The following is a 17,692-nucleotide window of genomic DNA, read 5'->3' on the forward strand; positions in this document are numbered from 1 at the left end:
CGTTGTGGGAGGCGCTTTAGCGGCGAGCTTTACCGCTCGTGTCGCGGCAAAAGCGGAACGCCGTTCGGCCCCTCCTACAACTGCACGTCCAGACGCCTGACCAGCTGCACGCCCCGCGCGCTGATGGCTGCGCCATAGGCCAACACCTCAACACCCGAGCTCACCGCCTCACGCAAGGCAGCGGCGTAGACCGGGTCGATTTCTTCGGCCGGGCGCACGGCATCAATGTCCGTCAGGTTCACGCAATACAGCTGCACCGCACGAATGCCCTCACGGGCCAGTGCCGCCAGTTCACGCAGGTGTTTGCTGCCGCGCTCGGTGCGCGCATCGGGAAAGGCGGCGACGCGGCTATCGGCAAAGCCAAGCGTCACGCTTTTGACCTCAACAAACGCAGCGCCCGTGGGGTAGTCCAGGCAAAAATCAATGCGGCTGCGCTCCTGGCCATACGGCACTTCGCGCTTGAGGCTGGTAAAGCCGCTGAGCTCGGCAATCAACCCGGCGCGTAACGCCTCTTCGACCAGGGCATTGGCGCGCCCGGTATTGATGACCGCCAGACGACCATGCGGTGTTTCACCAATCTCCCAGCTGCCCGGCAGCTTGCGCTTGGGATCATTGCTGCGACTGAACCAGATGCGCGCGCCCTCGCTCATGCAGTTGAGCATCGAGCCGGTATTGGCACAGTGAATGGTCAACAGCTCGCCGCTGGCCGTTTCGATATCGGCGAGAAAGCGCTTGTAGCGACGCAGCAGGCGCCCTTCTTCCAGTGGCGGCTCAAACTGCATGGGGCTGCCAACTGATCAGGCCACGCTTGATCCGTTCCACCGCCTGCTGCAAACGCGGCAAATCCTGGGTGTAGGCAAAACGCACATGCTGCGTCGCCAGGTGGCGACCGAAATCCAGGCCGGGGGTAAAGGCCACATGTTCGGTTTCCAGAAAGTGTTGGCAGAAGGCAAAGGCATCACCGCCAAAGGCGCTGATATCGGCATACAGATAAAAGGCCCCTTCCGGCTCCACGGCAATCTTGAAGCCCAGCTCGCGTAACGCCGGCAGCAGGAAATCTCGGCGGCGCTGAAACGCGTGGCGGCGCTGCTCAAGGATCTCCAGGGTCTGCGGCGCAAAACAGGCCAGCGCAGCATGCTGAGCCATGCTCGGCGCGCTGATATAGAGGTTCTGCGCCAGTTTCTCCAGTTCCGGCACGGCAGCCGGTGGCGCCACCAGCCAGCCCAAGCGCCAGCCAGTCATGCCGAAATACTTGGAAAAACTGTTGAGCACAAAGGCTTCGTCGTCCACTTCCAGCACGCTGGCGGCGTCTGTGCCGTAGGTCAGGCCGTGATATATCTCATCGACCACCAGATGGCCGCCGCGCGTTTTCAGCACCCGGGACAGCCCGCCCAGCTCATCACGGCTGAGCAAGGTGCCGGTCGGGTTGGCCGGCGAAGCCACCAGCGCACCGACGCTATCCTGATCCCAATAACGCTCGATCAGCTCGGGCGTCAGCTGATAACGCACATCCGGGCCAACTGGCACCAGCTGCGCCGCGCCTTCGACCAGGCGCAGAAAGTGGCGGTTGCAGGGGTAACCGGGGTCAGCCAGCAGCCAGTGCTTGCCCGGATCGACCAGCAGACTGCTGGCCAGCAGCAGCGCGCCAGAACCGCCGGGGGTGATCAGAATGCGCTGCGGGTCGATATCCAGACCGTAACGTTGGCCATAGAAACTGGAAATCGCCTCGCGCAGGGCCGGCAGGCCGCGGGCGGCGGTGTAACGAGTGTGACCATCGGCCAGGGCCGCCTGCCCGGCGGCGACAATCGGCGCGGCGGTGGTAAAGTCCGGCTCGCCGATTTCCAGGTGGATCACATCATGACCATCGGCCTGCAACTGATTGGCACGGGCCAGCAGCGCCATCACGTGAAAAGGTTCTATGGCGCGGCTGCGCGCACTGTAGGACTGAGCCATGGGACTGCCTGCCTGGGAGATAAGGCGCGGATTCTAAAGCATACCCGGCGCAGCTTCGACAACCGGGAGTGGCGCAGGCCGAGTTGTTCTGGTAAGTTCGCCCGCTTGCAGCCGCAGGGCCAGCTCTACGTGAGGTGGAGTTGGCAAGGGACACCGTCCTGCGCAGGTGATTAGAGAGAGTGAGAGGCGGTCATCCATGCCCACCAAAGCAAAAGCAAAAAGCAGCCAACTGACTCGCGGTTTCGAGCCCTATAAAGAAACAAAGGGCGAGGAATACATGGGTGAGCCGATGCGCGCCCACTTCACCGGCATCCTTAATAAATGGAAGCTGGAGCTGATGCAGGAAGTTGATCGTACTGTGCACCACATGCAGGACGAAGCAGCCAACTTCCCCGATCCAGCGGACCGTGCCAGCCAGGAAGAAGAGTTCAGCCTGGAACTGCGCGCCCGTGATCGCGAGCGCAAGCTGATCAAGAAGATCGACGAAACCCTGCAGCTGATCGAAGACAACGACTACGGCTGGTGCGATTCCTGCGGCGTGGAAATCGGCATCCGCCGCCTCGAAGCCCGCCCCACCGCCACTCTGTGCATCGATTGCAAGACGCTGGCGGAAATCAAGGAAAAGCAGATCGGTTCCTGATCTGACCCAGAGGGTGCTTCGGCACCCTCTGTTGTTTCTGGCCTCCTCAGATGAACACGCCCGCCTATATCGGCCGCTTCGCCCCCACCCCGAGCGGTTACCTGCACTTCGGCTCACTGGTCGCCGCTCTGGCGTCGTACCTGGACGCGCGCGCGGTAAACGGCCGCTGGCTGCTGCGCATGGAAGACCTCGACCCGCCCCGCGAAGTCGCCGGGGCCCAGGCCGGGATTCTCAGCACCCTGGAAAGCTACGGCCTTGAATGGGATGGCGAGCTGGTGCGCCAGAGTGAACGCTACGGCGAGTACGCCGTATTGGTCGAACGCCTGCTCAGTCAGGGCCTGGCCTATGCCTGCACCTGCTCACGCAAGCAACTGGAAGGCACTCAGGGCATCTACCCCGGAACCTGCCGCAACGCCGGCCACGGTTTTGCCGATGCGGCGATTCGCCTGCGCGTACCGGAACTGAACTACCACTTTGTCGATCGCGTGCAGGGCGATTACCGCCAGCACCTGGGCCGCGAGGTGGGCGACTTCGTGATTCGCCGCCGCGATGGCCTGTATGCCTACCAGCTGGCGGTAGTGCTCGACGATGCCTGGCAGGGTGTGACCGATGTGGTGCGCGGTGCCGACCTGCTCGACTCCACGCCGCGCCAGCTGTACCTGCAGGAGCTGCTCGGCTTCTCGCAACCGCGCTATCTGCATGTACCGCTGATTATCCAGCCCGATGGCCACAAACTCGGCAAATCCTACCGCTCGCCACCGCTGCCGGCTGACCAGGCTACGCCACTGCTGATCCGCGCCCTGCGTGCGTTGGGCCAGCAGTTGCCGGAGGCCGCCAGCTACGGCCAGCCGGCTGAGCTGCTGCGCTGGGCCAGCATGCACTGGGATGCCACGCGCATTCCACGCAGCCTGACCCTGGCCGAAGCGCAGCTGCGTTAAGTCAATCGACGCAATCACCGACAGGTGCCTCGGCCAATAACTCAGCCAGCTCATCGCAACCCGCCTGCACCGCTGCCAACGCCTGGGCGCACAGCGCTCGGTAACGCTGCAACACCTGCACACCGGTTTCTGTCAGTTGCGTACCACCGCCGTGCTTGCCGCCGGCCAGGGTGCTGACCAGCGGCTGCTTGAAGCTGCGGTTCATGGTTTCCACCAAGAGCCAGGCACGTCGATAGGACATGCCCAACGCACGCGCCGCCGCGCTGATCGAGCCGTGCTGGGCAATGGCATCGAGTAGATCGGCCTTGCCCGGGCCGAGTGCAATATCACTGCCGTTATGCAGGCGGATTTTCAGGTCGAGGCGATACATAGGCGTACCCAATGACTTATGCCGTGATCAAAGCCGCATCGACGATCTGCTGCGCCTCGCTGAAGATGCGCTGCAGGTGTGCCGCATCGCGGAAGCTCTCAGCGTAGATCTTGTAGATGTCCTCGGTGCCCGACGGCCGCGCGGCAAACCAGCCGCCCTCGCTGATCACCTTGATCCCGCCAATCGCCGCGCCGTTGCCCGGAGCCTTGTCGAGCACCTGGGTGATGGCATCGCCCGCCAGTTCACGACTGCTGATCTGCGCGGGCGAGAGTTTGCCCAGGGTTTTCTTTTGTGCGGGGGTTGCCGGTGCGTCTACGCGGTCGGCGTAGATTGCGCCGAACTCATCGCTAAGGCCCTGATACAGCTCGCCGGGGTCACGCCCACAGACGGCGGTCATCTCAGCGGCCAGCAGGGCCAGGGCGATGCCGTCCTTGTCAGTGGTCCAGACTCGGCCATCACGGCGCAGGAAGGTCGCGCCAGCGCTTTCTTCGCCGCCAAAACCCAGCGAGCCGTCGAACAGGCCGCCGGCAAACCATTTGAAGCCTACCGGCACTTCCTGCATGGGCCGGCCCAGGCGCGCGCTAACGCGATCAATCATCGCGCTGCTGACCAGGGTTTTGCCCACCGCCGCGCTGGCGCTCCATTGCGGCCGGTGCTGGAACAGGTAATCGATGGCCACACTGAGAAAGTGGTTGGCCGGCAGCAGGCCGACGCTCGGCGCGACGATGCCGTGGCGGTCGTAGTCGGTGTCGCAGGCAAACGCGATGTCGTAGCCGTTTTTCAGGCCAATCAGGCGCTGCATGGCGTGGCTGGAGGATGGGTCCATGCGGATCTGCCCGTCCCAGTCCAGGCTCATAAAGGCGAACTGCGGATCGATGACCTGGCTCACCACATCCAGATTCAAGCCGTATTGTTCGGCGATGCGCCCCCAGTAATGCACGCCGGCGCCGCCCAACGGGTCGACACCCAGACGCAGGCCTGCCGCGCGAATCGGGGCGAAGTCGATGACATTGCCCAGGTCATTCACATAGCCGGCGAGGTAATCGTATGCCTGCACATTGGCCGCCTGCCGCGCCTGCGCCAGGGGCATGCGCTTGACCTCACGCAGGCCGCCTTCGAGCAGGTCATTGGCGCGGTTCTGCACCCAAGTGGTGATATCGCTGTCGGCCGGGCCGCCGTTGACGGGGTTGTACTTGAAGCCACCACAGTCCGGCGGGTTGTGCGACGGGGTGATGACGACACCGTCAGCCAAGCCCGAGCTGCGGCCCTGGTTGTGCACCAGGATGGCCTGGCTGATGGCTGGTGTTGGGGTGAACTCGCCACCAGCGGAGATCATGGTCTGCACGCCATTGGCTGCCAGCACTTCAATCGCGCTTTCCAGCGCCGGGTGCGACAGCGCATGGGTGTCCGCGCCGATAAACAGAGGGCCATTGATGCCCTGAGCTGTGCGGTAATCGCAGATGGCCTGGCTGATCGCCAGCACATGAGCCTGGTTGAAGCTGTGCGCCAGGGAACTGCCACGGTGCCCGGAGGTGCCGAAGGCCACGCGCTGGCTGGCCACGCTGTGGTCCGGCTGCAGGTCGTAATAGGCCGCCAGCAACGCAGCTATGTCGGTCAACAAGGAAGCAGGAGCCGGCTGACCGGCCAGGGGATGAATACGCGCGCTCACAAAGACTCCGGAGAGGATAGGACCCAGCAAAGGTGCGCAGCTTAACAGGCCAAAGTGCCTAAACGCAGCGCCCCACACCGGGATTAGGCTATCCTTGCGCCCTTTTCCTTGACTGCAGGATGACCGCGATGAAAGCCCAGCTTGAAGAACTGATCAGCAAAATAAGCTCGGGCTGCATGCTGACCGAAGAAGTCGCACGCATCGCCGATGAGGCCGCCCAGGCCTACGCCGACCCGCAGGCGTTTCTCGCCGCCAACCCGGACATCAATTACGACGACAGCTTCCCCATCCCGCTGGGTGAATGGGTAGTGATCGGCAGCCTGCCGGAAACCGTGCTGTTCCAGGCCGACAGCTATGACGCGCTGTTCCAGCAGATCACCGAGTCCTTTGGCCCGCAAGTGAGCTTTGTGCTCAAACCCAAGCAACTGGTGAAGGTTGAACCGCTGAAAGCGCTGAACCGCATTCAGGTGCAACTGTCCAGCCTGTCGCCAGAAACCAAGGGCTATGTGTTGCTGGATTTCAGCGAACCGCTGGATGACGAGCTGCAAGCCGTACTGGTGTACAGCACAGACCTGGCTCGGGTGATGGAACTGGCAGTGGAAGTCGGCATCTACGCCGCACCAACCTACGAGGCGCTAAAAGCTGCGCACGAAGCCGAATAAGACGCGAAGTCAGGTCAATCAGGAATTATTGCGGCGCCACTCGGCCAGCTTGGCGGCCAACTGATCGAGTTCGGCGCTTTGCCCCGGCGGCAGTTGCCGCAGCACCGCCTGGCTCAGGCGCATCTGCTTGATAAACCGTCGGCAATGCTGACACATGGCCAGATGCAGACGCACCGACATGCGTTTACGCAGGCCTAGCTGGCCATCGAGAAAATCGCTGGAGTGGGCAACCAACTCCTTACAGCTCAACATTGGCCAGTCTCCTCAAAATGCTCCAGGGTGGCGAATACCTTGAGACGCGCTCGGTGCAACAGCACCCGCACATTGGAGAGTGAGACGTCTAAAACATTACAGATTTCTTCCAGCTCCAAGCCTTCACGTTCACGCAGGTGCAACACACTGCCTTGCAGCTCGGACAAACTGGCTAAGGTTTTCTCCAGGCACTCACGCAACTCGTCCTCAGTGAGCAACGCATCCGGGGAGTCATGGTGCCAGGCATGCGGCGCCAGCAGCCAGTGGCCGTCACCGCTGAAGCGCTCATCCCCGACAGTACCGTGGGGTGAAGGAATGTCATCCAGCAACACTTCACGCCGGTTGTGCTTCAGTCGGGTTTTTGCGGTATTGGCGGTGATGGTCAACAACCAGGTTTTCAGGCTGGAGCGCGCCTGAAAACCATCAAGGTTGCGCACCACGGCCAGCCAGGCGTCTTGCACCACTTCATCGGCATTGCGGCTGCCGACAATGGCAAAGGCCACCGCGCGCATCGCCCCCTGATAGGTGGCGACCAGTTCGCGGTAGGCCTTTTGCTCACCGGCGCGTAAACGCGTGAGCAGCGCCTGGTCGGCTGGGTAATCCATCAATGTTTGCGCAGGATCACGCTACCAATCGAGTAACCGGCACCGAACGAGCTGAGCACACCCAGAGCGCCGCTCGGCAGGTCTTCCTGGTACTTGTGCAGGGCAATTACCGAACCGGCGGAGCTGGTGTTGGCGTAGGTGTCGAGAATCACTGGCGCCTCACCTGGCTCGGCGTCGCGTCCGAGCAGCTTGCGCGCGATCAGCAGGTTCATGTTGAGGTTGGCTTGGTGCAGCCAGAAGCGTTTCACGTCGCCGACATTCAGCTTGTTTTCGGCCAGGTGTGCGGCAATCAGCTCAGCAACCATCGGGCAGACATCCTTGAACACCTTGCGGCCTTCCTGGACGAACAGCTTGTCACGAGCGCCAACGCCCTCTTCCGCACAGCGGTTGAGGAAGCCGAAGTTGTTGCGGATATTGTTGCTGAACTGGGTAATCAGCTTGGTGCCGACGATATCGAACTGGTAGTTCGAGGTGGCCTGGTCGGCGCGCTCGATGATTACCGCCGTGGCGGCGTCACCGAAGATAAAGTGGCTGTCGCGGTCACGGAAGTTCAGGTGGCCGGTACAGATTTCCGGGTTGACCATCAGGATCGCACGGGCCTGACCCAGTTGCACGCTGTTGGCCGCAGCCTGGATGCCGAAGGTGGCCGAGGAACAGGCCACGTTCATGTCATAGCCGAAACCCTGGATGCCCAGCGCGGCCTGCACTTCAATCGCCACCGCCGGGTAGGCGCGCTGCAAATTCGAGCAAGCGACTATCACCCCGTCGATATCGGCGGCGGTCTTGCCGGCACGCGCCAGGGCGTCCTTGGCAGCGCCAACGGCCATTTCGCAGAGAATGCCCCAGTCTTCATTGCTGCGCTCCGGGATGCGTGGCGCCATGCGCTTGGGGTCGAGGATGCCGGCCTTGTCCATGACAAAGCGGCTCTTGATGCCGGAGGCTTTTTCGATAAAACCGCTGCTTGACTCACTCAGTGCTTCGATTTCACCGCTGGCGATGGCCGCCGCGTTATCGGCATTGAACTGCTGCACATAGGTGTTGAACGACTCGACCAACTCATCGTTGGAGATACTGTTAGCCGGGGTATAGAGGCCGGTACCACTGATCACGACGTTATGCACAGTCATTCCTCTTGTTCTTCGCCGCAGGCAGCGGCCAGTTATGCAATGCGCCCAGACGCAATGCGCCATGAGCAAAAATGGGCTGACAGGCTCAGCAAACTCGATCCATGAAACGTCCTGTTACGAGCCTCGGAGTTTGCCACAGCCAGGGGGCATTCGTCCGCTCAGCACGTCAGGCCGATTGCAACAAGCGGTCGGCTATTGAGGCAAAGATGCTCGCAACGTCGCGCAAGACACATCCCGCCTGGGCCCGTCAGGCGGCACACGAGAAGGCGTGAAGGCCACTCACCCATCCGGGCGATAGAGGATTGTCGGACAATCTATATCCTTGCCTTTCCCAATAACAAGAAAGGGTTTTCGCCATGCGTACACTGCTTCTATTGCTGGTGCTGGTTGCCTCATCGCAGAGTCAGGCCGCTGTAGGTGTGTTCCCCGACAGCACCTTCCAGAACCTCGACCATGGCCTGTACTGGTTCGGTTATGGCGACAGCTGGCAGAAGGCCGTGCCCGGACAGAGCAATGCCTATTACGTGGCCAGCAAGCCGACGCTGATCTATATCCACGGCTGGCAGAATGGCTCGACGCAGAAGAAGAACCGCGAGACTTTCAACCGCAAGGATGCTGGCGGCCCCGATCTAGACCTGGCCAACGCCTGGCTGGCGGCGGGCTACAACGTCGGCGTGCTGTATTGGAACCAGTTCGCCGATGAAGGTGAAGTGAAGGACGCCGAAGCCAAGATCTGGACCGCCAGCGGCCCACGCGCCATGCGCTGGCGCAACAGCAGCGGGGTGTACAGCACAGGCCCAACTCAATCGGCCAGCGACCTGTTGTTCAACAGCTATAAAGCCAACCTCGCTGGCTACAGCGGCAACAATATCCGCATCGCCGGGCATTCGCTGGGCAACCAGATGGCCATCGTGCTGACCAAGAAAATCAGCGATGCGGTCAGCGCCGGTACGGTTAACAGCAAACTGCTGCCCAAGCGCGTTGCCCTGCTCGACCCCTTCTACTCCAACAATGCGAAAAGCTATCTGGGTAACAAATGGGTCGGCGAAGTCTGCCGCACCTATGTCAGCGAGCTGAAAACCAAGGGCGTGATCTTCGAGACCTACCGCACCTCCGGGGCCAGCAGCACCGGCTTTATCGGCGACAGCAACACCGGGCTGATGAACATGACCGCCTTCAGCGAACTCAAGCCCTGGTACTTCAACGCCACACAGCTGACCGAGAAACACAATGCAGCAGTCTGGCACTACCTGTGGTCGTTCAGCAGCAACCCGCCGCTGATCAGCGGCACCAGCAACCAGGCCGCCTCGGCGAAAACCAGCGACAGCCGCATCACTACTCTGATGAACGGCAGCAAGAAACTGGTGCAAGACCAGGGCGCCTACAGCAAGGAGCCGTCCGACGATAACTTCAAGGAGGCCAATCGCTGATTACCATGCGCCGCTCAGGTTGATCGTGATGGCCGTGCGACTTAAGCCGGCTTGACTATCTGGGCACAGCATGAAAAAACAGAGGCTCGCAGGGCCGCGCAAGGCCCTGCACTCCCCCGCCTCTGGATACCTGTCTTATGGCCCTGCATACCTGGCTGCTCTTTGTTACAGCGGTGTTCGGCCTGGCGTTGACGCCCGGCCCCAATGGCCTGCTCGCCCTCAGCCATGGCGCACTGTATGGCCATCGCAAAACCCTGTTCACAGTCAGTGGCGGCGTGCTCGGCTTCACCCTGCTGATGGCCTTGTCGATGCTCGGCATCGGCACCTTGCTGCAAGCCTCGGCGCAGGCTCTGACCATTCTCAAATGGCTCGGTGGCGCCTACCTGATCTGGCTGGGCATTCAACTCTGGCGCGCGCCGCCGCTGCACCTTGCGATGGCCGAGAAAGCCAGCGAGACCAGCCCTTTCAAACTGTTTCGCCAGGGCCTGCTGTCGGCCATTTCCAACCCCAAGGTGATCCTGTTCTTCGGCGCGTTTCTGCCGCAGTTTCTCGACCCACGCGGTGACCTCTGGCTCCAGTTCGCCATCATGGCGCTGACCTTTGCCGTGGTCGAAGGCAGTGTCGAGTACCTGCTGGCACGCATGGCCCATCGCGTGCGGCCCTGGCTGCAACGCAGTGGCAAAGGCTTCAACCGTTGCTGCGGCGGGTTGTTTGCCCTGATGGGCGCCGCCCTGCCGATGACCCGCTGAATTGCCTCGACCAGACAGGACCCGCCCCGGTGCTCAAGCTGTTGCCCGCCCTGCTATTCATCACCTTGAGCCACAACGCATACGCCGAAGAGCGAGCGTTGCGCTTCTCGATCAACGACAGCTGGGCCATGCCCATGGTGCGTATCGAAGATGGCCGAGCCGTGGCTGGCATTCTCGTTGACCTGCAACAGCGCCTGGCGGCCAAAGTCGGACGCAAGGCCGAACTGCTGGTGATGCCACGCCTGCGCGTACAACATGCACTGGATAGCGGCGAAATCGATGTGCGCTGCTACGTCAGCCCGAACTGGGTCAATAGCGGCCACTACCGCTATATCTGGAGCCTGCCCTTTATGACCCAGCGTGACGTGCTCGCCGGCACCCGCGCGGAAAACCTGCGCGCCGAGCAACTGCGTGGCGAACGCCTGGGCACCGTGCTCGGCTTCACCTACCCGCGCCTGGAGCCGCTGTTCGCCAGCGGTCAGTTGCAGCGCGAAGATGCCCGCACCCAAGATCAGGTACTGCTCAAACTCAGCGCCCACCGTTACCAGTACGCCATCAGCAACGAGCTCTCGCTGCACTGGTTCAACCGCCAGCAACCCGCAGAACAGAAACTGCACATTCTCAGTGAAATAGCCTCCGACCCGATTGCCTGCATCGTTCGTGACGCCCCCGACGTCCCCACCATGGCCCTGCTGCGCGCCATGGTGCAGATGAAACAGGCTGGCGAATTCGACGAGCTGCTGGCTCGCTATCGCTGACCTCAACCCCTACGCACACGCCGCCGATCGTCCATAGCTTGCCACGCCTTATTTAGTTAGTTAGCCTAACAAAATATAAAGGAGCGCACACATGCCGATCACCGACAGCCTTAAACGCCTGCAATGGCACATGTGGCACCACTGGCGGCAGTACGCCCAGCACAGCGGCAGCATGGAGCTGAGCAACAGCGAGCTGGACTATCTGTATGCCCTGATGTCTGCCGAAAACGGCCTGCGCCTGACCGAACTGGCCGAACGGATGAACGTCAGCAAGGCCAGCGCCAGTGCCATGGCCAGCAAGCTGGAAGCACGCGGTTACCTGCAGCGCCTGCCTTGCAGTGAAGACGGCCGCGCCATGCGCCTGCTGGCCACGGCCAAATCCAATGCGCTGGAACAGGAAGAGCGCGATGTCTACGTGCAAACCGCCGCCAGCCTTGAACAAAACCTCAGCCCTGAAGAGATGCAGCAGCTGAGCCAGTTGCTCGCCAAAGCCTGCCAGACCCTCGAAATCGGCTGACCCAGCCGTTTACCCGTGAACCTCTTATGAACAACAGTCAAAGCATCACCCGCACCTTCTGGCGCTACAGTATCCCGGCCATCGCCGCCCTGATGATCAGCGGCCTGTACATGGTCGTCGACGGCATTTTTATCGGCCACTCCATGGGCGCTACCGGCTTGTCGGCGATCAACATGGCCTGGCCGCTGTCGGGGCTGATGCTGGCCATCGGCATGATGATCGGCATGGGCGGCGGCGCTCAATGCTCCCTGGCGCAGGGCGCTGCACAGTGGCCGCAAGCCCGCAGCTACCTGGCCCAGGCGCTCTGGCTCCTGCTTCTGTTGGGCATCCCCACAGGCGTGCTGGTGGTGCTGATTGGCCCGGCGTTTATGGCCATGCAAGGCGCCGAGAACGACCTGGCGCAACTGGGCAATGACTACCTGCGAGTGATCGGCTGGGCCGCGCCTTTGGTATTCGGCTCCATCGCCCTGCCCCTGCTGGTGCGCAACCTCGGCGCACCGCGCCTGGCGACCCTGGCCATGCTGATGGGCGCGCTCGCCAACGTGGCGCTGGACTACCTGTTCATCATCGTCTGGCAATGGGGTTTGCATGGCGCCGCCCTGGCCACGGTGATTGGCGAAAGCCTGTCGGTGCTGATCTGCCTGGGTTTTATCTGCAGCCGGCACAATCCACTGCAGATGCCCCTGGCCGCCTGCACGCTGCACCTGCGCAAGAGCCTGGACGTGCTCACCACCGGCTTCTCCAGCATGCTGATGTACCTCTACATGAGCCTGGTGGTGGTGCTGCACAACCTGCTGTTTATGCACTACGGCAGCCCGGTGCAGGTGGCCGCCTACGCCATCGCCGGCTACCTGATGGCCTTCTACTACATGTTTGCCGAAGGCGTGTGCGGCGGTATGCAGCCTTTGGTCAGCTACTTCTACGGCGCCCGCGAGCCGGACAAGGTCCGCCGCGTACTGCGCCTGGGCTTGCTCACGGCGGTGGGCAGCGGTGTGCTGATGACCGCCGCGTTGCTCGTGCTGCCCAAGCTGTTTGCCGGGATTTTCAGCGGCAGCGACCAAGCCCTGCTCGACGCCAGCGTACTGGGCCTGCGCCTGCACCTGTTCGCCATGTTCCTTGATGGATTTATCATCCTCGCGGCGAGCTTCTTCCAGGCCATGGGCCAGGCCCGCTACGCCACCCTGGTGACGGTGGGCAATATGCTGATCCAGCTGCCCTTCCTCGCGCTGATGCCACTGCTGCTGGGCCTCAACGGCGTATGGCTGGCCCTGCCGCTGTCCAACGTCTGCCTGAGCCTGGTGGTGATCTGGATGCTGCGGCGCCAGTTGCAGCAGCTAAACATATTAGACAGTGTCCGCTCCTGAGCGCAAACCAGGATCACCAACCTTGAGCAGCAAACGAATACCGCGCAGCCCCTGCTCACGCTCACGCTGCACGGCATAACTGGCCAACTCGGCCATAACCCGGCGATATACATAAGCCAGGCTGTCGAGCAGGGTCGCGCTATTGCGCAAAAACTCGACCGGCTCCCCAGCCTGAGCATTCAAGCGGGGGCAACGCAAGCGCAGGTAACCGCCCAGCGTGGCGCCATCGAGCAGAGTCTGGGGCATTTGATCGGCCGTCTTGAGCAAGCGCAGGGCCAAATCCTGATAACGGCCCAGCGCATCCTGGCTCAAGCGTTCAGTCAGACCATCGGGGTTCTGCTGATGCCAATCCAGAAAGCGCTCGGCCAGCTCACGGGCCTCCAACAAACGCGCATAGTCGACATACAGCTTGCTCAACTGCAGCGCCAGACGAGCTGTTTCACGCAACGCCGGGGTTGCGCCCGCCAGGCTCAGTTCCAGGCGACGCCGATACAGCGACGCGGCCTGCAGCAACTGCAGATGCGCCGCTGTCTTGCCCTCATCGATCTGCCGATACAACGGCAGGTGCTTAGCCGGATCAAACACCTCGCTGTCACTGAGTCGTGCGGTCACCCCGTTACGCTGCAACTCGCCGCACCAGGCCAGTGCCACACGCTGGTCTTCATAGGCTTCAGCCTGTGTCCAGGCCTGGGTAATCTCGGGAGACAGACGACGCAACTCATCGATCAGCGCTTGCCCAGGCAATTCGGCATGGGCCGCCTGAACCGGCAGGTGCAACGCCAACCAGGGTAGATCACGCCACTGCCGACCGGTCCACTCCCAGAGTTGATCCAGCGCGTCTTCACGCTGGGCACTGATCTGGAAGATCTGCTGGCTGTCCTGTAACTGCTGCTGGTCATAGTCCAGCCCCAATTCCGCGTAGTAAGCCTCGGTGACACGCTGACAATGCTCAGCGAAATGTTCGAACAGAACGGTCGCCGGGCGGGCGTCATGCAAATAACCGGGAGCCTGCAAGGCCTCGCTGTGCTGGATACGCGACAGATCGGCAGGATGCGTGTGCCAATAGCGGGTACTGCCCTCTTCGAGGCTCTGCTCCATCTGCTGCCGAATGGCCTGGCTCATGCTGGAGGTCTTCTCGGCCGTGGCGTGTGGCATATCGCGCAGCAGGCGACGCTCACGCCAGGTACGGGCATTCTGCTGATCCACTTCACGCCAGGCCCAGGACAACGAACGCAGTTGCAAGGCACTGCCACGAAACGCCGCACTCCCGGCCAGCAGACTCTCGTAGCGGTCGGCGTCGAACTCCATCTGCCGCGACAGCGAACGGGACAGGCGAAAACTCAGCCAGAAACAGCCACGCATCAGCAACCGCGATAATTCGATACCTTGCTGCGCCACCCAGATGGCTAGCTGCAGAATCCACCAGGGATCGTTTTCCAGCCATTCCTGCAGGCGATCATCCCAAGGATCGCGGCTATTGCTGCGCACTTCCAACCAGGCATTGACCGAGTTGACCAGGAAGTTACAGCGCATGCCCAGACGCTGAGCAAAGTGACCAAACTCATGCCCCAGTACGCCAACAAACTGCTGCACGCTCATCCCGGCAACCAGTGGCATACCGATGGTCAGCACCTTGCGGCCAGAGAAGAATCCGCTCCAGCCATGCTCAAAATGCACGCTGGCATTCACGTCATTGGACAACTGCACCGCCACCGGTGGGCGCAGGCCAATCGCCTGACACAACTGGTTGATCACCAGCTGCAAACGCGGCTCGCGGGCCAGGTCCAGCGCCAAGGGTTCATCCCCACGCTGGCTAGGTAGAAAGAATGGCCGCGCCATAAACAGCAGCAAAATGCCGCCGCTGATCGCGGGTACACCATAGACGCAAAGCAGCACCCAGATATTGCGCAAGCCGCCCAGGTACTCGTGGATATGCAGCAAATACCAGGCAAGCCCAACACCCAGACCGATCACCAACCCCGCATACAACGTCGGCACCAGCAGACAGCAAAGCGTCACCAGAAAAAGCTGCAGGGCGTAAGCCGGACTGGGCCGGGCGCGTTTCAGACCTTTCTGGGCTAATTCCTGCAACACCGCCAGAGGGTCGACCGCTGCAGGTGCAGCCACTTCCTCGACCGAGACGGCCAGGCCTGCCTGTTGCAAGCGACTGCACCAGCGCTCGGCACTGGCCTTATCCAGACCACTTTTGACTACCCGTCGTGCCGGCGGCAACAGGGCCCTCACCTGGGCTTCGGAGAATTTCAGCTGCGTCTGTAGATCTTGAGCAATCTGCTCAGGCGTAAAACCGGGCAAGGCCTGGCCACTCAGCACAACACGGAACGACACGGCGATCCCTCGCAACACATTGAAATGGGTGAACAGATTAACAAAGCGAGCAGCACTCGCGAGCCTGCCACATAGGGCTCAGGTAACCGACAACTGCGCAGTATTTGCGGAGGTCGCATGTTCATCTAACCCTTGCTCCTCAGGTTGGCCATTCCAGACCTGCAAAGGCTGTTCGGCACCGCTCAGCAGCCAACCACTGCGTCCACCCACCAGGGTGCTGACCGCATGCGCACGGCCAAATGGATTGTGCCGCGCCAGCAACAACACACTGTCACGCAACCAGGCCAGGCTGCGGCTGTGGGATTGGAACAATGGGGTTAGCAAGCGGCTGGCTTGGCGGTAATAACGCAGGTGATCACGCCGGCTGCTGGCGTAGGCGGCGAATACCGCTGACCAGTCGTAGTCGCTTGGTGTGCGTTGTGTGGTTACGGCCGCCGATAAAGCCGCCGCATCCACCAGGGCCATATTCGCGCCCTGGCCGAGCTGCGGGCTCATGGCGTGAGCACAGTCGCCGATGGCGATCACCCGGCCGTCGTGCCACTGCTGCATGCGCACATCGGCATACACCGCCTGGCTCATTTGCTCGGGACGTTCGATCAGTTCAACAAAGGGTTCGGCAGCGCTGCCGGCCAGTTGCAGCACCTGGGCTTTCCAGGCGGCCAGGCCGGCTTCACGCCAGGCGTCGAACTGCGCCACCGGTAGGCTCCAGAATAGGCTGCTCAGCGGCTGCTCGCGATTATCGTGAGTACGCCCGGTGGGCATGATGCCGAACATCTGCGCGCAGTCCCGATACCACTGGCGCAGGTCCGTGGCATCCGGTGCGGTTGGTGACGAAACCGGGGTCGGCACAATGCTCCACAGCGCGCCCCAGGGATAAGGCTGCAGCCACTGCTTGACCTGCATCTGCCAGCGCAGGGCCGAACGCACGCCGTCGGCCAGCACCAACGCGGCAAACTCATCGAATGGCTGCTCGACGCCCTGTTCGTCCTGGCGATACAGCTGCACATGGCTGCCGTGTTGGCTGAAACGACTGATATGCACGCCGGTTTCAATCTGCACGCCGGCGTGCCGCGCTGCGTTGAGTAACGCCGTAAGCAACACGCTGCGGTGAATGCCCATGCCGAAACTGCCGGGCTGCCAGTGCGCGTAACGGGTATCGAGAATCACCCGGCCAGTAGCCGAGGTGCCGTACAAGCGACTGACAGGAGCGCCCAGGCCGCTGCACTCGGCAAACAGCCCCAGTTGCTGCAACACCGCCAGCCCCGAGGGCTGCAACAACACACCCGCCCCGACCGGCTGCAGCGCTGGCACCCGCTCCAACAGGCTCACGCTGAAACCCTGGCGGGCGAGGAACAACGCCGTGGCCAACCCCGCCGTACCGGCCCCGACAATGGCAATCGGCAATCCCTTCACGAACCGTCTCCTTTAGTAAACCGAGCGGATTCTACGCCTCTACCCGATAAACACAGCCAGCCCGATCACAGGATGAACAGCGTCAAAGGAACATGCCACCCGAAGCCTCTATTCGCTGCCCGGTAATCCAGCGTCCGCCGTCACTGAGCAGCATGGCAATCGCCCCGCCAATATCGTCTGGCAGGCCGACTCGGCCCAGGGCCGTATTGGCCGCAATATAGGCATTGACCTGGCTGTTGTCGCGCACCACGCCGCCGCCAAAGTCAGTCTCGATAGCGCCGGGAGCCAGTACGTTGACGCTGATCCCGCGCGGGCCCAGTTCCTTGGCCAGGTAACGCGTCCACACTTCGATACCGCCCTTCATCGCTGCATAGGCGGCATAACCCGGCAGGCTGAAACGCGCCAGACCAGTAGAGATATTGACGATGCGGCCCTGCTCGGCAATCAGCGGCAGCAGTTGCTGGGTGAGGAAGAACGGGCCCTTGAGCTGGATATTCACCAGCTGATCGAACTGCGCCTCGCTGGTGTCGGCAAAGCTGGCGTGGATGCCGATACCCGCGTTGTTGATCAGAAAGTCGAAATCACGGCGACCGAAGGTACTCTGCAGCCCCGCCGCCACTGCTGCGGCAAACCCGGCAAAGCTGCTGCTCTGACTGACATCCAGCTGCAGCATCAGTGCACGCGCGCCGAGTTGTTCGATCTCGCTCGCCAGACTCTGCGCATCCGCCGCCTGGCTGTGATAAGTACCGATGATGTCGATGCCCTGGGCCGCCAGATGCAGGGCCGTGTTGCGCCCCAGGCCGCGGCTGGCGCCAGTGATCAGTGCGAGTTTACGAGTCATATGCGTGCTCCTTCAGTTGACTAGCAGTGCCGTGGTTGAAATCAGTGAGCACAGGTTA

At 61.9% G+C, this 17,692-nt stretch carries 18 protein-coding genes; 8 read left to right on the top strand and 10 right to left on the bottom strand.

The window, feature by feature from the left end; all coding sequences use genetic code 11:
* Window positions 1-74 precede the first annotated feature (74 nt).
* Both sfsA and ACOCLD_RS16800 read right to left on the bottom strand, forming a co-directional pair.
* Window positions 75-782 carry a DNA/RNA nuclease SfsA gene (gene sfsA / locus ACOCLD_RS16795; protein ID WP_422909984.1) on the bottom strand — a complete coding sequence of 236 codons (708 nt, stop codon included), beginning with the start codon at window positions 780-782 and terminating at the stop codon, window positions 75-77.
* Entirely contained in the window at window positions 772-1,953 is a 1,182-nt protein-coding gene (locus ACOCLD_RS16800; protein WP_422909985.1) for a pyridoxal phosphate-dependent aminotransferase, read from the bottom strand. The genes sfsA and ACOCLD_RS16800 overlap by 11 nt, the downstream gene beginning before the upstream one ends.
* A 196-nt stretch (window positions 1,954-2,149) precedes the next feature.
* Here ACOCLD_RS16800 and dksA point away from each other — a divergent pair, with 196 nt between their 5' ends.
* A complete protein-coding gene (gene dksA, locus ACOCLD_RS16805; protein ID WP_090251641.1) occupies window positions 2,150-2,593 on the top strand; it encodes an RNA polymerase-binding protein DksA in 444 nt (147 codons plus the stop codon).
* 50 nt (window positions 2,594-2,643) lie between these two features.
* On the top strand, window positions 2,644-3,531 hold the full coding sequence (gluQRS, locus tag ACOCLD_RS16810; RefSeq protein WP_422909986.1) for a tRNA glutamyl-Q(34) synthetase GluQRS: 888 nt from the start codon (window positions 2,644-2,646) through the stop codon (window positions 3,529-3,531).
* Between the two features lies 1 nt (window position 3,532).
* On the opposite strand, the gene ACOCLD_RS16815 is transcribed toward gluQRS, so the two are convergent.
* Both ACOCLD_RS16815 and pgm read right to left on the bottom strand, forming a co-directional pair.
* The gene (locus tag ACOCLD_RS16815) at window positions 3,533-3,901 is read right to left on the bottom strand and encodes a winged helix-turn-helix domain-containing protein (RefSeq protein ID WP_257778808.1); all 369 of its coding nucleotides are present in this window, start codon (window positions 3,899-3,901) and stop codon (window positions 3,533-3,535) included.
* 16 nt (window positions 3,902-3,917) lie between these two features.
* The gene (gene pgm / locus ACOCLD_RS16820) at window positions 3,918-5,570 is read right to left on the bottom strand and encodes a phosphoglucomutase (alpha-D-glucose-1,6-bisphosphate-dependent) (protein WP_422909987.1); all 1,653 of its coding nucleotides are present in this window, start codon (window positions 5,568-5,570) and stop codon (window positions 3,918-3,920) included.
* A 128-nt stretch (window positions 5,571-5,698) separates the two neighbouring features.
* On the opposite strand from pgm, the gene ACOCLD_RS16825 reads away from it, so the two are divergent.
* On the top strand, window positions 5,699-6,232 hold the full coding sequence (locus ACOCLD_RS16825) for a hypothetical protein (protein ID WP_422909988.1): 534 nt from the start codon (window positions 5,699-5,701) through the stop codon (window positions 6,230-6,232).
* A gap of 18 nt (window positions 6,233-6,250) precedes the next feature.
* On the opposite strand, the gene ACOCLD_RS16830 is transcribed toward ACOCLD_RS16825, so the two are convergent.
* The 3 genes from ACOCLD_RS16830 to ACOCLD_RS16840 are packed head-to-tail and all read right to left on the bottom strand — an operon-like array spanning window position 6,251 to window position 8,210.
* Window positions 6,251-6,484 (bottom strand): anti-sigma factor family protein, encoded by a 234-nt coding sequence (locus ACOCLD_RS16830; protein WP_233686336.1) that lies wholly within the window; start codon window positions 6,482-6,484, stop codon window positions 6,251-6,253.
* A complete protein-coding gene (locus ACOCLD_RS16835; RefSeq protein ID WP_233686337.1) occupies window positions 6,478-7,089 on the bottom strand; it encodes an RNA polymerase sigma factor in 612 nt (203 codons plus the stop codon). Before ACOCLD_RS16835 ends, ACOCLD_RS16830 begins: the two co-directional genes overlap by 7 nt.
* Window positions 7,089-8,210, bottom strand: a complete 1,122-nt coding sequence (locus ACOCLD_RS16840) for a beta-ketoacyl-ACP synthase III (protein WP_422911830.1) — start codon at window positions 8,208-8,210, stop codon at window positions 7,089-7,091. Before ACOCLD_RS16840 ends, ACOCLD_RS16835 begins: the two co-directional genes overlap by 1 nt.
* A 362-nt stretch (window positions 8,211-8,572) precedes the next feature.
* Here ACOCLD_RS16840 and ACOCLD_RS16845 point away from each other — a divergent pair, with 362 nt between their 5' ends.
* The 5 genes from ACOCLD_RS16845 to ACOCLD_RS16865 all read left to right on the top strand — a co-directional run bounded on the left by ACOCLD_RS16845 (window position 8,573) and on the right by ACOCLD_RS16865 (window position 13,034).
* Window positions 8,573-9,646 carry a hypothetical protein gene (locus ACOCLD_RS16845; RefSeq protein ID WP_422909989.1) on the top strand — a complete coding sequence of 358 codons (1,074 nt, stop codon included), beginning with the start codon at window positions 8,573-8,575 and terminating at the stop codon, window positions 9,644-9,646.
* Window positions 9,647-9,783: 137 nt separating this feature from the next.
* On the top strand, window positions 9,784-10,395 hold the full coding sequence (locus tag ACOCLD_RS16850; RefSeq protein WP_422909990.1) for a LysE family translocator: 612 nt from the start codon (window positions 9,784-9,786) through the stop codon (window positions 10,393-10,395).
* Between the two features lie 29 nt (window positions 10,396-10,424).
* Window positions 10,425-11,153 carry a substrate-binding periplasmic protein gene (locus ACOCLD_RS16855; protein ID WP_422909991.1) on the top strand — a complete coding sequence of 243 codons (729 nt, stop codon included), beginning with the start codon at window positions 10,425-10,427 and terminating at the stop codon, window positions 11,151-11,153.
* Between the two features lie 91 nt (window positions 11,154-11,244).
* Window positions 11,245-11,670, top strand: coding sequence for a MarR family winged helix-turn-helix transcriptional regulator (locus ACOCLD_RS16860; protein WP_169852838.1), 426 nt, complete (start codon window positions 11,245-11,247; stop codon window positions 11,668-11,670).
* 26 nt (window positions 11,671-11,696) lie between these two features.
* Window positions 11,697-13,034 (top strand): MATE family efflux transporter, encoded by a 1,338-nt coding sequence (locus tag ACOCLD_RS16865; protein ID WP_422909992.1) that lies wholly within the window; start codon window positions 11,697-11,699, stop codon window positions 13,032-13,034.
* On the opposite strand, the gene ACOCLD_RS16870 is transcribed toward ACOCLD_RS16865, so the two are convergent.
* The 3 genes from ACOCLD_RS16870 to ACOCLD_RS16880 all read right to left on the bottom strand — a co-directional run bounded on the left by ACOCLD_RS16870 (window position 13,014) and on the right by ACOCLD_RS16880 (window position 17,634).
* Window positions 13,014-15,380 (bottom strand): M48 family metallopeptidase, encoded by a 2,367-nt coding sequence (locus ACOCLD_RS16870; RefSeq protein WP_422909993.1) that lies wholly within the window; start codon window positions 15,378-15,380, stop codon window positions 13,014-13,016. The genes ACOCLD_RS16865 and ACOCLD_RS16870 overlap by 21 nt on opposite strands.
* A gap of 78 nt (window positions 15,381-15,458) precedes the next feature.
* Entirely contained in the window at window positions 15,459-16,793 is a 1,335-nt protein-coding gene (locus tag ACOCLD_RS16875; protein ID WP_422909994.1) for an FAD-dependent oxidoreductase, read from the bottom strand.
* Between the two features lie 82 nt (window positions 16,794-16,875).
* Window positions 16,876-17,634: an SDR family NAD(P)-dependent oxidoreductase gene (locus ACOCLD_RS16880; protein ID WP_422909995.1), complete on the bottom strand. Its 759-nt coding sequence runs from the start codon at window positions 17,632-17,634 to the stop codon at window positions 16,876-16,878.
* Between the last annotated feature and the right edge of the window lie 58 nt (window positions 17,635-17,692).

The organism is Pseudomonas cimarronensis (assembly GCF_049331905.1).
Lineage (GTDB): Bacteria > Pseudomonadota > Gammaproteobacteria > Pseudomonadales > Pseudomonadaceae > Aquipseudomonas.